Source organism: Isoptericola sp. 178 (assembly GCF_030586525.1).
Lineage (GTDB): Bacteria > Actinomycetota > Actinomycetes > Actinomycetales > Cellulomonadaceae > Isoptericola > Isoptericola sediminis.
Map to the genome: position 1 here is coordinate 550,822 of NZ_JAUQYN010000003.1, position 12,574 is coordinate 563,395.

Sequence of the window (12,574 nt, forward strand, 5' to 3'; positions counted from 1 at the left end):
AGTATGATGGGGAATCGGAGGACATCACGCAAGTGAAGAACGAGACGCGCCGGCCCGGGGAGCCGGACCCCACGAGCGAGGAGCCGGGCCAGTGGCCCACGGGGCGGCTCCTCTTCACGGTCGCGCGCCGGATCGAGCAGGACTGGAACGCCCACCTGGCCACCTGGGACCTCAACCACGCCGGGCACCCCGTGCTCCTGCACCTCCTGGCCGGGCCGCTCACGCAGCGCGAGATCGCCTCGCGCAACGGCGTCACCGAGCAGACGATGAGCCGCATCGTCGCGCGCCTGGAGCGGTCCGGCTACGTCGTCCGCGCCGACGACCCGCGCGACCGACGCCGCCGGGCCGTGACCATCACCGACACCGGCCGGCGCGTCGCGCTGGAGGCCGCGCAGTTCCAGCCCGCCGAGGACCTCACCTCCCGCGGCCTCGACGAGGAGCAGGTCGCGACGCTGCGCGAGATCCTCGTGGACATGGTGCGCGCCCAGCGCGCGGAACCCGGCACCTCCGTGGGGCAGTAGGCTGCCGGGATGGACGTCGTCTCGCTGCCGGGCACCGTCGACTACCACGAGGCCTGGGAGCTCCAACGCCGAACGCACGCCGCCGTGCAGACCGGGGAGGACCCCGGTCGCCTCTTCCTGCTCGAGCACGACTCCGTCTACACCGCCGGACGCCGGACCCGCCGGGACGAGTACCCCACCGACGGCACCCCCGTGGTCGACGTCGACCGCGGCGGGAAGATCACCTGGCACGGCCCCGGCCAGCTCGTCGCCTACCCGATCGTGCCCCTGCGCTCCCCCGTCGACGTCGTGGTCTACGTGCGCACGCTCGAGGCCGCCGTCATGGACGTGTGCGCCGGTCTCGGCCTCGACCCGATCCGGGTCGAGGGACGCTCGGGGGTGTGGTTCGCGGCCGACGACGGCGGACCGGACGGCACGCCCCGCCGGGCCCGCAAGGTCTGCGCCATCGGAGCGCGCGTCGCCCGCGGCGTGACCATGCACGGCCTGGCCCTGAACTGCGACGCCGACCTGGCGGCGTTCGACGCGATCGTGCCCTGCGGCATCGACGACGCCGACGTCACCTCGCTGTCGGCCGAGACCGGGCGGCGGATCACCGTCGACGACGTGCGCGACGCCCTGACCGACGCCCTCCTGACCCACCTGACCCCGCTGGTGACCGAAGTCACCACCGCCCCCGTCGACGTCGCGCCGGAGCCGCGTGGCGCCGTCGTAGGCTGACAGACGTCGACGAAAGGGAACGACGCCGTGACCATCGCACCCGAGGGCCGCCGCCTGCTGCGCGTCGAGGCCCGCAACGCCGAGACCCCGATCGAGAAGAAGCCCGAGTGGATCAAGACCCGTGCGGTCATGGGCCCGGAGTACAAGGAGCTCAAGGGCCTGGTGAAGGGTGGTGGCCTGCACACCGTCTGCGAGGAGGCGGGCTGCCCCAACATCTTCGAGTGCTGGGAGGACCGCGAGGCGACGTTCCTCATCGGCGGTGACCAGTGCACCCGCCGCTGCGACTTCTGCCAGATCGACACCGGCAAGCCCGCCGCCTTCGACGCCGACGAGCCGCGCCGCGTGGCCGAGTCCGTCCGCGAGATGGGGCTGAAGTACTCCACCGTCACCGGTGTCGCCCGTGACGACCTGCCCGACGGCGGCGCCTGGCTGTACGCCGAGACGGTCCGCAAGATCCACGAGCTCAACCCCGGCACCGGCGTCGAGCTGCTCATCCCGGACTTCAACGCGATCCCCGAGCTGCTCGACCAGGTCAACGAGTCGCGCCCCGAGGTGATGGCGCACAACGTCGAGACCGTGCCGCGGATCTTCAAGCAGATCCGGCCCGCGTTCCGCTACGAGCGCTCCCTGTCGGTGCTGACGCGGGCGCGCGACGCGGGGCTGGTCACCAAGTCCAACCTCATCCTCGGCATGGGCGAGACGATCGACGAGGTGAAGTCCGCGCTGGACGACCTGCACTCCGCCGGGTGCGACCTCATCACGATCACCCAGTACCTGCGGCCGTCGGTGCGCCACCACCCCGTCGACCGCTGGGTGCGCCCCGAGGAGTTCGTCGAGCTGAGCGACTACGCCGAGGAGATCGGGTTCCTCGGGGTCATGGCCGGTCCGCTGGTGCGCTCCTCCTACCGGGCCGGGCGCCTGTGGGGCCAGGCGATGACGAAGCGCGGCCAGGCCGTGCCGGACTCCCTCGCTCATCTGACCGAACCGACCACCGCACGGCAGGAGGCGGCGAGCCTCGTCGCCCCGCGCGCCCAGTAGAATCGACCACCATGGCCCGCACGAAGTCCGACGCCGGCGAGCCCGCCGACGCGTCCACCAAGAAGCAGAAGAAGCCCAAGAAGCAGCGCTGGTACCACCAGGTGTGGTCGGCGTACCAGATGACCCGACGTCAGGACCCGCTGGTCACCTGGATCATGCTGGCGGTCTTCATCGGCATCCTCGCCGTGGCGCTGCTCATCGGCGCCCTGACCGACAACGTCATCTACGCCGGGATCATCGGCCTGCCGTTCGCCCTGCTCGCCGCGATGTTCGTCCTGACGCGCAAGGCGGAGCGCGCGGCGTACACCCAGATCGCCGGGCAGCCGGGTGCCGTCCGTGCCGCGCTGGGCACCGTCCGTGGCGGCTGGAACTTCGACGACGAGCCCGTGGCGGTCAACCGGCAGCAGGACCTCGTGTTCCGCGGCGTCGGGCGCCCCGGCGTCGTGCTGGTCTCCGAGGGGCCGTCGCACCGCGTGGAGCGGATGCTCGCCGACGAGCGCAAGCGCGCCGCGCGCATCCTGCCGAACGTCCCCGTCACGACCATCCAGGTGGGTGACGAGGAGGGTCAGGTCCCGCTGCCCAAGGTCGCCCGCAAGGTCCAGCGGATGAAGAAGCAGCTCACCCGCGCCGAGGCCGCGGAGGTCGGCAAGCGTCTCAAGTCCCTCGGCGGCATGCGCCTGCCGGTGCCCAAGGGCGTCGACCCGATGAACGCCCGCCCCGACCGCAAGGGCATGCGCGGGCGCTGACACCCCCTCCGGACCACCGTCGGGCGGCCGGGACCCTCATCGACGCACGATGACGGTCCCGGCCGCCTTGTCGTGCAGACCCCGGCCGTCGGTGTCCCAGACCACGGCCGGGATGACGAGGCACACCAGCACCGCGCGGATCGCCCCGCGCCCGAACCCGACCAGGTGCGGGCCCTCGACGCCGAGCCGGCGCACCTGCAGACCGAGCAGCCGGTGCCCGAGCGTCGTGCCGACCGTGCTGACCAGCAGCAGGTTCATGGCGAAGAAGATCGCCAGGGTCGCACCGGCGTCGTAGGAGAAGAACGCGTAGCTGATGGCGCCGGCGGCCGCCCAGTCCACGACGAGCGCCACGACGCGCCGCCCGATCCGGGCCGGCGACCCCGGCCCGGAGGTGGGCAGACCCAGGGAATCGGTCCCGGACGTCTCATCCCTCGGGACGCCCCGACCGGTCAACCACGACCCGAATTCCTCGCGCGACGGCATGAACACACTCTACGTCGGGGTTTCGGCCGTCTACGTAACGCGGACGAAACACCGGCGCTATGCAAGAGTAATGCCACGGCTCTAGCGTCGAGGGAGCCGAGCCACCTGGCACCGTCCCATCAAGGAGCGCATGCATGTTCACCAATGCCGAGGAGGCAATCGCCTTCACCCGCAACGAGGGGGTGGAGTTCATCGACGTCCGGTTCATCGACCTTCCGGGCGTCATGCAGCACTTCAACATCCCCGTCGCGCAGTTCGACGAGGACTCCTTCACCGAGGGCCTCATGTTCGACGGCTCCTCGATCCGCGGGTTCCAGGCGATCCACGAGTCGGACATGAAGCTCGTGCCGGACGTGAAGACCGCGTTCATCGACCCGTTCCGCAAGCGCAAGACGCTCGTGATGAACTTCTCGATCGTGGACCCGTTCACGGACGAGCCCTACGCCCGCGACCCGCGCAACATCGCCGCCAAGGCTGAGGCCTACCTCGCCTCCACCGGCCTCGCGGACACCGCGTTCTTCGCCCCCGAGGCGGAGTTCTACATCTTCGACGACGTCAAGTTCGGCACCTCGTCGCAGTCCGGCTTCTACAGCATCGACTCGGTCGAGGCCGCCTGGAACACCGGCCGCGACGAGGAGGGCGGGAACCTCGGCTACAAGACCCGCTACAAGGGTGGCTACTTCCCCACCTCCCCGGGTGACCGCTTCGCCGACCTGCGTGACGACATGGTCGCCACCCTCGGTCAGGTGGGCCTGGACGTCGAGCGTGCGCACCACGAGGTGGGCACCGCCGGCCAGCAGGAGATCAACTACAAGTTCAACACCCTGCTGCACGCCGCCGACGACCTGATGAAGTTCAAGTACGTCATCAAGAACGTCGGCTTCGAGGCCGGCAAGTCGGTGACGTTCATGCCGAAGCCGATCTTCGGCGACAACGGCTCGGGCATGCACTCCCACCAGTCCCTGTGGCTGAACGGCGAGCCGCTGTTCTACGACGAGAAGGGCTACGGCGGCCTGTCCGACATGGCCCGCTGGTACATCGGCGGTCTGCTCAAGCACGCCCCGTCGCTGCTCGCCTTCACCAACCCGTCGGCGAACTCGTTCCACCGCCTGGTGCCGGGCTTCGAGGCGCCGGTCAACCTGGTCTACTCGGCCCGTAACCGCTCGGCCTGCATCCGCATCCCGATCACCGGGAACTCGCCGAAGGCCAAGCGCGTCGAGTTCCGCGTGCCGGACCCGTCGAGCAACCCCTACCTCGCGTTCTCCGCGATGCTGCTCGCCGGCATCGACGGCATCAAGAACCGCATCGAGCCGCCGGCCCCGGTCGACAAGGACCTCTACGAGCTGCCCCCGGAGGAGCACGCGGAGATCGCCCAGGTCCCGAGCTCGCTCGAGGGCACGCTGAACTCCCTCGAGGCGGACCACGAGTTCCTCACCCAGGGCGACGTCTTCTCCGAGGACCTCATCGCCACCTGGATCGACTACAAGCGGACCAACGAGATCGACCCGATCCGTCTGCGCCCGCACCCGCACGAGTTCGAGCTGTACTACGACATCTGATCGTTCTCCCCGGTCACCAGGCGTGGCACGTCTCGACCTGACACGTCGGTGACCCGAGGACGTCACGCGGACGCCCTGGCCCCACCTTCCACGGTGGACGCCAGGGCGTCCTGCGTCATCGGAACGTCGGCTCGCGACCTTCCCGCATGGCTGCCATGGCCTCCAGCAGGTCGTCGCTGGCGAGGAAGGCCGAGTTCCAGGCTGCGACGTACCGCAGGCCGGCTTCAACGCGCGGACCACGCTCGGCGTCCAGCACATCCTTGATCCCGCGCATGGTCAGCGCGCTGTTGCGGGCGATGGTCGAGGCGAGCGCGTGGGCGGCAGCCATCAGTTCCTCGGAGCTCGGATAGACGTCGTTGACCAGGCCGATCCTCGCGGCGCGCTCGGCGGTGATGTCCTCGCCGGTCAGCGCGAGCTGGCGCAGGTGGCCGTCACCGATCACCCCCACGAGTCGCTGCAGACTTCCGAGGTCCGCCACGATCGCGAGCCTCGCCTCCTTGATGCTGAACGTCGCGTCCGCCGAGGCCACCCGGATATCGCAGGCCGCGGCCAGGTCGACGCCCCCGCCCAGGCACCATCCCTCGATGGCGGCGATCGTGGGCTTGCGGCACGAGGCGACGGCGGTCATGGCCGCCTGCCAACGCCTGACCGTGGCGTGAACCTGCTGCCGCGTGTCGGCGTCGTCCTTGCTGAGGAAGTGGCCGAACATCCCCGCCACCGCCGCGATGTCGAGCCCGTAGGAGAAGTTTCCGCGCGTGCCCCGCAGCACGATCGCCCGCGCCTCGTCGTCCTGGTCGAGCTCGACGAACGTGTCGTGCAGCTCCGTGAAGAACTCCGGATCCATGACAGGTTTCCCGTCCCGTCCGGCAAGCTCGACGGTGACGACTCCGCCGTCCCGCGTGAGGTCGAAGCGTGCGTCGGTCACAGTGGTGCCCTCGTTTCTCGGGGGGTATGGGAGTTGATTCCTGGGTCCGAGCCCGCGAGCCGTGCGCGCAGCGCCTCGGCGACCGTGTCGAGCGCTGCCCGATCGGCGACCCGGTCCGGTGCGGAGACGACCACCCCGTCACCGGCCACGCGCGGGATCACGTGCAGGTGCGAGTGGAACACCGACTGCTGCGCGTCACGCCCCTGCGCCGGCAGGTCCGTGATGGCCTCGTGGTGCTCGACCGAGGCCTCGAGGTCACCGTTCACGATCCGGCAGAAGAGGCAGTCGTTCTCCATCGTCGACACGGGGACAAGGTACCGGTCGGGACGGCACCGCCGGGACGCACCGACCCGGGTGCGAGTCACGACGGACACGCCCACTATCCGAGGACCACCAGGTTCGAGACCAGGAGGCGCAGTGAGCACGGCGGACCTCTCCAGCCTTCCTCTGGAGGACCTTCTCGAGGAGCTGGGGGCCACCCCGTCCGGCTTGACCACCGCGGAGGCCACGGAGCGGCTGGACCGGTACGGGGCCAACGAGATCATCGAACGACGGAAGAACCCACTGCTCGTGCTGGCCGGGTACTTCTGGGTCCGATCCCCTGGATGATCGAGGCCGCCCTGGTGCTCTCCCTCGTCCTCGGCAGCTGGTCCGACGCGGTGATCATCGGGGTGCTGCTGGCCATGAACGGGGCGGTGGCGTTCAGCGAGGAGCACCAGGCGACGCGGGCGATCGAAGCGCTCCAGGAGCGGCTCGCGACGTCGGCCCGGGTCCGCCGGGACGGGGTGTGGACCACGGTGCCGGTCCGCGAGGTCGTGCCCGGCGACGTGGTCCGCCTCCGCCTCGGCGACGTCGTGCCCGCCGACGTCCGGCTCCTGGAGGACGCCGAGCTCCAGGTCGACCAGTCGGCGCTCACCGGCGAGTCGCTCCCCGTGACCCGGGGGCAGGGTGACGCCGCGTGGTCCGGCTCGGTGATCACGCGCGGCGAGGCGGACGCGGTGGTCTACGCCACCGGTGAGGACAGCTACTTCGGCCGGACCGCGACGCTGGTCGAGAGCGCCGGGGTGGTCAGCCACTTCCAGCGCGCGGTGCTGCGGATCGGCCGGTACCTCATCGTCATCGCGGTCACCCTGGTCACGCTGACGTCGGTCGTCGCGCTGCTGCGCGGCAACGACCTCGCCGAGATCCTCCAGTTCGCCCTGGTGGTCGTCATCGCGTCCGTGCCCGTCGCGCTCCCGGCCGTGCTGTCGGTGACGATGGCGGTCGGCGCCCGCGCGCTCGCCCGCCGCCAGGCCGTCGTCAGTCACCTGCCGGCCGTCGAGGAGCTCGGCGGGATCGACGTGCTGTGCTCGGACAAGACCGGGACCCTGACCAGGAACCGGCTCGCCGTCGGCGACCCGTGGTGCGCCTCCGGCGTCGGACCGGCGGAGCTGCTCGAGGCCGCCGCCGTGGCCTCGCGCGCCGAGGACCAGGACCCGATCGACCTCGCCGTCCTCGCCGCCGCCGAGCACCCGGACGAGACCTCGGCCGGTCGGCTGCTGCACTTCACCCCGTTCGACCCGGTGGGCAAGCGCACCGAGGCCACCGTGCGGCAGGAGGACGGCCGCACCTTCCGGGTCAGCAAGGGAGCCCCGCAGATGATCGCCGCGCTGTGCGGCGACGACCCGGCCGTGGCGGAGTCCGCCCGGCAGGTGGACGACTTCGCCCGGCGCGGGTACCGCTCCCTGGCCGTGGCCCGCACCGACGGGGCCGACCGCTGGCATCTCCTCGGGGTGCTGCCGCTCGCGGACCCGCCGCGGGAGGACTCCCGGGAGACGATCGACGCCGCCCGCGACCTCGGGATCGAGGTCAAGATGGTCACCGGGGACCAGGTGGCCATCGGGGCGGAGATCGCCCGGCAGGTCGGGCTCGGCGACCGGATCCTGCCGGCGTCCGCGCTGGGCGACGAGGACACCCCCGAGGACACCCGGGCGCGGCTCGTGGCCGAGGCGGACGGGTTCGCCGAGGTGTTCCCCGAGCACAAGTACCGCATCGTCGAGCTGCTGCAGCGCCGCGGCCGCATCGTGGCGATGACCGGCGACGGTGTCAACGACGCCCCCGCGCTCAAGCAGGCCGACGCCGGGATCGCGGTCTCCGACGCGACCGACGCCGCCCGATCGGCCGCCGACGTCGTGCTGATGGCCCCCGGCCTGTCGGTGATCGTCGACGCCATCCGCATGGCGCGGGAGATCTTCGCGCGGATGACCAGCTACGCGACGTACCGCATCGCCGAGACGATCCGGGTGCTGCTGCTCATCACGCTGGCCATCGTGTTCCTCGACTTCTTCCCCGTGACGGCCGTGATGATCGTCCTGCTCGCCGTGCTCAACGACGCGGCCATCCTGACGATCGCCTACGACCACGTCCGCGGCTCGGACCGCCCCGCGCGCTGGCGCATGGGGTCCGTGCTGACGGTCGCCACCGCGCTCGGGCTCGCCGGTGTCGTGGCGTCGTTCCTGCTGTTCCTCGTGGCGGACCTCGCGCTGGACCTCGACCGCGAGCTGATCCAGACGCTGATCTACCTCAAGCTGTCCGTGGCCGGGCACCTGACGATCTTCGTCACCCGCACCCGCGGCCCGTTCTGGTCGCGTCCGGCGCCGGCCCCGGTGCTGGTGGCCGCCGTGCTGGGCACCCAGGCGATCGCCACCGTGATCGCCGCGACCGGGTTCCTCATGGCCCCGATCGGCTGGGCCGGTGCCGGACTCGTCTGGGCCTACGCCCTGCTGTGGTTCCTCGTCAACGACCGGGTCAAGCTCGCCGCCCACGCGCTGGTGGACCGCCGGGCGGCTCGGCGCGCAGCTCGCGACCGAGTGACCCTGCTCCGCGCCGAGGGCTGACCCCGGGCCGCGAGCGGTCCGCAGCGACCGCACGCGGTCCTGGGCATACTGAGGTCATGAGGCGCCTGGCCGCGCTCGTCATCGCCTGGGCCGTCCTGACCGCGTGCACCGGACAGGAGCCCGGTTCGTCGGTGTCCGTCGGGGACGACGTCGTCGGGGCTGCCGACGCCGCGGTCGCGCCCGACGTTCCGACCGTGCACTGGTTCTGGGCGCCGTGGTGCCCCACCTGCCAGGCCCCGGACCCGCACCTGTCCGGACTGGCGGAGCAGCACGCGGACCAGCTCGCCGTCATCGCCTTCGAGGGCCCCGACGGCCTCGAGACCATCGAGGTGGCCGCCCGGGTGGTCCCGCACGTCACCTACGTCGTCGGCTCCGAAGGCACGCTGTGGCAGCAGCGCGAGGTCACGGGCATGAGCACCTACACGGTCTTCGGACCGGACGGCGAGGTCCTCGACGAGGGCCACCTCGGTCAGACCGACCTGGCCGAGCTCGTGGCGGGGCTGGCGGAGGAGCACGGCCACGCCCCGGACGTCACGGTCCCGAACCGGTCCGCGATCAGCGCCGGCTGACGGTGCCGAACCGGCGGGCGACGGGGGCCAGGAAGAGCGGACGCAGGAGGGCGGCCGCCCCGGCGATCACCACGACCGCCGCGACGAACAGCCAGAAGCCGACCCAGCTCACCTCGTCCCGGGCGGCGAACATGTGGTTGAGGTTGCGCAGCGCCCCCGTGGCGAAGACCAGGGAGACGTGGACGACGGTGAACGCGACGAAGTACAGCATCACCGGGAAGTGGATCCGCCGCGCGACCTCCACGGGGAACAGGCGGTCCCGCCGGGGCCGCGAGGGCCAGGAGACGCTCATCCGCACGCCGGTGGCGATCGCCAGCGGGGCGGCGACGAACACCGTGGTGAAGTAGGCCAGCTGCTGGAGGCTGTTGTAGTGCACCCACCCGTTGTCCGTGGGCCAGCTCAGCGACAGGTACTGCAGACCCGCGGACACCGCGTTCGGGAACACGCTCCAGTCCGTCGGCACGATCCGCACCCACTGCCCCGTCGCGAACAGCAGCACGACGTAGAGCACGCCGTTGGCGACCCAGAAGACGTCCAGCGCCTGGTGGGCCCAGGACATGATGCTGATGCGCTCCTGCGGTGCGGCCCGCCGGGCCCAGTACGCCGCCGGCCGCTGCTGCCGGCGCACCATCCAGCCGGTGCGCACGATCAGCACCAGCAGGAACACGTTGAAGAAGTGCTGCCAGGAGAGCCAGGCGGGGATGCCCACCGGGGAGCCCTCGGGGAGCGGGTAGTCGCCGGGATAGGTGGTCAGGAAGCCCTGCACCGGTTCCAGGTGCACCAGCCACCGCGCGACCAGGACGGCGGCACCGACCAGGACGACGGCACCGGCCACCAGGACGAGGGCACGACCGGCCCAGCGCGGCGGCCGAGGCCGGGCGGCCGGGAGCTGCTCGTCCTCGGCGGCCGTGCCCGTCTGCTGCCCAGCGGCCGGCGCGTGGTCCGCCCGGACGAGCGGCGGCGTGGCCGGGGCCGGCTCGGGCACGGGCTCCTGCTCCGGCTCCGGCTCCGGCGGGCGATAGGCCCACGCCGGCGCCATGCCCGCAGGGGGCCACGGCTCTCCCCCGGGCACCCGGGGCAGGCCGCGGCGCAGGGGGACGCCGTCGAGGGCGGTCTCGGGCGAGGTCGGCACGGCGGGCGACCCTGTGGATGCCTCCGCGGGCGCCCCCGCAGCGGTCACCGCCTCCGAGCGCTCGACGGTCCCGGTGGCCACGGAGGCCTCCGGAACGACCGTGGTACCCGCCACCGCGGACGCGTGGGCAGGGGCCTCGCCGGCCGGGGGCCACGGTGGGCCCCCCGGGCGGCGCGGCAGTCCTCGCCGCAGGGCGGTCATGCGTTCCTCCGCGCCTCGAGGGCGGCGACGAGCCGGGGCACGACCTCGAACACGTCGCCGACCACGCCGAAGTCCGCGATCTCGAACAGGGGGGCGTCGGCGTCCTTGTTCACGACGACGATCGTCTGAGCCGTCTGCATCCCGGCGCGGTGCTGGATGGCGCCGGAGATGCCCAGGGCGACGTACAGCCGGGGCGACACCGACACGCCGGTCTGGCCCACCTGGGCCGACGACGGGGCGTACCCGTTGTCGACCGCGACCCGCGACGCGCCGACGGCGGCGCCGAGGGCGTCTGCGAGTCGCTCGACCAGCTCGAAACCCTCTGCGGAGCCCAGACCCCGACCGCCGGAGACGACCTTCTCGGCCCCGCGCAGCGCGGGGCGGGACGACGTCACCTCGACGGGTTCGACCGCCACGATCTCGGCGCCGGGGATCCCCGACTCGGTGACCGCGAGCTCCTCGACGGAGGCGTCGGGGACGGCGGACGCACGGTCGTCGATCTCCCCCACGCGCAGCGTGACGACCGGTGCGCCGAACGTGGCGGCCGCGTCGACCAGGTAGGTGCCGCCGTAGACCGAGTGGCGGGTGATGATCCCCTCCTCGTCGCGCGAGACGCCGACGGCGTCGACCGCGAGCGCCGACCGCGACCGGACGGCGTAGCGGGCGGCGGCCTCCCGGCCGTCCACCGAGTGCGCGGCGAGCACGGCGGCGGGGCGGACGCGCTCCGCGGCGGCCGCGAGGGCGTCGACGCGGGGCACCCCGAGGGCCTTGACGGGCGCGGAGACGGTCAGCACGCGCCGTGCTCCCAGCGCGGCGGCCGCCGCGGCCTCGGTGTCGGCGTCGGGTCCGAGGATCAGCGCCACGGGGCTGCCGAGCGAGGCGGCCGCGCCGAGCAGCTCGGCGCTGGAGCCCGCGAGGGCGCCGTCGGGGTCGCGGTCGAGCAGCACCAGGATCGGCGCGTCGTGGACGGTCATGGTCGTGTCCCCCTTCATGCCAGCCGGTTCTCGACCAGGAAGTCCGCCAGCCGTTCGGCGGCGTCGCCGCTGTCCACGATCTTGGTCCCCGCCGTGCGCGGGGGACGTTCCGAGACGGCGATCATGATCGAGCGGGCGGCGTCGGCGGGCTCGGGGTCGACGCCGAGGTCGGCCGCGGAGACGGTCTCGATGGTCTTCTTCTTGGCGGCGATGATCCCCTTGAACCCGGCCAGGCGGGCCTCGGGCAGCGCCTCGGTGACGGACACGACCGCCGGCAGAGGTGCGCCGACCCGCACGGCGGCACCGTCGGAGGCACGCACACCGGTGACCTCGGTGTCCGAGAGGTGCACCTCGGACAGCGCCGTGGCGGCCGGGACGGCGAGAAGCTCGGCGACCGCCGCCGGCACCGCTCCCCCGGACCCGTCGGTGGACGCGTCCCCGGCCAGGACCACGTCGAAGCCCACGTGCTGGACCGCCGCAGCCAGGATCTCGGCGGTGAGGACGACGTCGGCGCCGACGAGTCGCTCGTCGACCACCTGCAGAGCGGACGTGGCGCCGAGGGCGAGGGCCTTGCGCAGGCTGGTGACGCCGGCCTCCGGGGTCATCGCGACGGCCACGATCTCGGTGTCGGGGTGGTCGTCGGCATGGCGGAGCGCGACCTCCAGGGCACGCTCGTCGATCTCGTCGAGGACCAGGTCGGCGGTGGCACGGTCGGCCAGCCCCGTCTCGAGCGACAGCGTGCGGTCCACGTAGGTGTCCGGCACCACCTTCACCAGCACGGCGATCCTCATGGTCCTCCTTCTGCCGGGCTCCCTGGCGCAATGCTTAACCTC

At 72.1% G+C, this 12,574-nt stretch carries 14 protein-coding genes; 8 read left to right on the forward strand and 6 right to left on the reverse strand.

Annotated elements, in window-relative coordinates:
* The first annotated feature begins 32 nt into the window (after positions 1 to 32).
* From Q6349_RS11720 to Q6349_RS11735, 4 genes are read left to right on the forward strand one after another with little or no spacing between them, the layout of a single operon-like run.
* Positions 33 to 521 carry a MarR family winged helix-turn-helix transcriptional regulator gene (locus tag Q6349_RS11720; protein ID WP_171248057.1) on the forward strand — a complete coding sequence of 163 codons (489 nt, stop codon included), beginning with the start codon at positions 33 to 35 and terminating at the stop codon, positions 519 to 521.
* 9 nt (positions 522 to 530) lie between these two features.
* A complete protein-coding gene (lipB, locus tag Q6349_RS11725) occupies positions 531 to 1,238 on the forward strand; it encodes a lipoyl(octanoyl) transferase LipB (protein ID WP_304604224.1) in 708 nt (235 codons plus the stop codon).
* A 27-nt stretch (positions 1,239 to 1,265) separates the two neighbouring features.
* Positions 1,266 to 2,276 (forward strand): lipoyl synthase, encoded by a 1,011-nt coding sequence (gene lipA, locus Q6349_RS11730; RefSeq protein ID WP_304604225.1) that lies wholly within the window; start codon positions 1,266 to 1,268, stop codon positions 2,274 to 2,276.
* Between the two features lie 11 nt (positions 2,277 to 2,287).
* Positions 2,288 to 3,022, forward strand: coding sequence for a DUF4191 domain-containing protein (locus tag Q6349_RS11735; RefSeq protein WP_171248054.1), 735 nt, complete (start codon positions 2,288 to 2,290; stop codon positions 3,020 to 3,022).
* A gap of 36 nt (positions 3,023 to 3,058) precedes the next feature.
* On the opposite strand, the gene Q6349_RS11740 is transcribed toward Q6349_RS11735, so the two are convergent.
* Positions 3,059 to 3,505 (reverse strand): RDD family protein, encoded by a 447-nt coding sequence (locus Q6349_RS11740; protein WP_171248053.1) that lies wholly within the window; start codon positions 3,503 to 3,505, stop codon positions 3,059 to 3,061.
* A gap of 134 nt (positions 3,506 to 3,639) precedes the next feature.
* Between Q6349_RS11740 and glnA the strand changes: the two genes are divergently transcribed.
* A complete protein-coding gene (glnA, locus tag Q6349_RS11745; protein ID WP_171248052.1) occupies positions 3,640 to 5,064 on the forward strand; it encodes a type I glutamate--ammonia ligase in 1,425 nt (474 codons plus the stop codon).
* Between the two features lie 115 nt (positions 5,065 to 5,179).
* On the opposite strand, the gene Q6349_RS11750 is transcribed toward glnA, so the two are convergent.
* Both Q6349_RS11750 and Q6349_RS11755 read right to left on the reverse strand, forming a co-directional pair.
* Complete coding sequence (locus tag Q6349_RS11750; RefSeq protein ID WP_304604226.1) at positions 5,180 to 5,989, reverse strand: crotonase/enoyl-CoA hydratase family protein; 810 nt, start codon at positions 5,987 to 5,989, stop codon at positions 5,180 to 5,182.
* On the reverse strand, positions 5,986 to 6,294 hold the full coding sequence (locus Q6349_RS11755; protein WP_304604227.1) for an HIT family protein: 309 nt from the start codon (positions 6,292 to 6,294) through the stop codon (positions 5,986 to 5,988). Before Q6349_RS11755 ends, Q6349_RS11750 begins: the two co-directional genes overlap by 4 nt.
* A 112-nt stretch (positions 6,295 to 6,406) precedes the next feature.
* On the opposite strand from Q6349_RS11755, the gene Q6349_RS11760 reads away from it, so the two are divergent.
* From Q6349_RS11760 to Q6349_RS11770, 3 genes are read left to right on the forward strand one after another with little or no spacing between them, the layout of a single operon-like run.
* Positions 6,407 to 6,598 carry a cation-transporting P-type ATPase gene (locus Q6349_RS11760; RefSeq protein WP_304604228.1) on the forward strand — a complete coding sequence of 64 codons (192 nt, stop codon included), beginning with the start codon at positions 6,407 to 6,409 and terminating at the stop codon, positions 6,596 to 6,598.
* Positions 6,595 to 8,865 (forward strand): plasma-membrane proton-efflux P-type ATPase, encoded by a 2,271-nt coding sequence (locus tag Q6349_RS11765; protein ID WP_304604229.1) that lies wholly within the window; start codon positions 6,595 to 6,597, stop codon positions 8,863 to 8,865. Before Q6349_RS11760 ends, Q6349_RS11765 begins: the two co-directional genes overlap by 4 nt.
* A gap of 56 nt (positions 8,866 to 8,921) precedes the next feature.
* A complete protein-coding gene (locus tag Q6349_RS11770) occupies positions 8,922 to 9,434 on the forward strand; it encodes a thioredoxin domain-containing protein (RefSeq protein WP_304604230.1) in 513 nt (170 codons plus the stop codon).
* Here the strand turns inward: Q6349_RS11770 and Q6349_RS11775 are convergent.
* The 3 genes from Q6349_RS11775 to Q6349_RS11785 form a co-directional block, all read right to left on the reverse strand.
* Positions 9,421 to 10,566, reverse strand: coding sequence for a cytochrome b/b6 domain-containing protein (locus Q6349_RS11775; protein WP_304604231.1), 1,146 nt, complete (start codon positions 10,564 to 10,566; stop codon positions 9,421 to 9,423). The two genes, Q6349_RS11770 and Q6349_RS11775, sit on opposite strands and share 14 nt — an antisense overlap.
* 197 nt (positions 10,567 to 10,763) lie before the next feature.
* A complete protein-coding gene (locus Q6349_RS11780) occupies positions 10,764 to 11,759 on the reverse strand; it encodes an electron transfer flavoprotein subunit alpha/FixB family protein (protein ID WP_304604232.1) in 996 nt (331 codons plus the stop codon).
* Positions 11,756 to 12,532 (reverse strand): electron transfer flavoprotein subunit beta/FixA family protein, encoded by a 777-nt coding sequence (locus Q6349_RS11785; RefSeq protein ID WP_171248047.1) that lies wholly within the window; start codon positions 12,530 to 12,532, stop codon positions 11,756 to 11,758. The genes Q6349_RS11780 and Q6349_RS11785 overlap by 4 nt, the downstream gene beginning before the upstream one ends.
* Positions 12,533 to 12,574: the final 42 nt, after the last annotated feature.

Excerpts from the sequence above, each read along its gene's own strand:
- Q6349_RS11770 (WP_304604230.1), top strand. The coding sequence starts at position 8,922 with ATGAGGCGCCTGGCCGCGCTCGTCATCGCCTGGGCCGTCCTGACCGCG.
- Q6349_RS11735 (WP_171248054.1), top strand. The coding sequence starts at position 2,288 with ATGGCCCGCACGAAGTCCGACGCCGGCGAGCCCGCCGACGCGTCCACC.
- Q6349_RS11740 (WP_171248053.1), bottom strand. The coding sequence starts at position 3,505 with ATGCCGTCGCGCGAGGAATTCGGGTCGTGGTTGACCGGTCGGGGCGTC.
- Q6349_RS11765 (WP_304604229.1), top strand. The coding sequence starts at position 6,595 with ATGATCGAGGCCGCCCTGGTGCTCTCCCTCGTCCTCGGCAGCTGGTCC.
- Q6349_RS11780 (WP_304604232.1), bottom strand. The coding sequence starts at position 11,759 with ATGAAGGGGGACACGACCATGACCGTCCACGACGCGCCGATCCTGGTG.
- lipB (WP_304604224.1), top strand. The coding sequence starts at position 531 with ATGGACGTCGTCTCGCTGCCGGGCACCGTCGACTACCACGAGGCCTGG.
- glnA (WP_171248052.1), top strand. The coding sequence starts at position 3,640 with ATGTTCACCAATGCCGAGGAGGCAATCGCCTTCACCCGCAACGAGGGG.
- Q6349_RS11785 (WP_171248047.1), bottom strand. The coding sequence starts at position 12,532 with ATGAGGATCGCCGTGCTGGTGAAGGTGGTGCCGGACACCTACGTGGAC.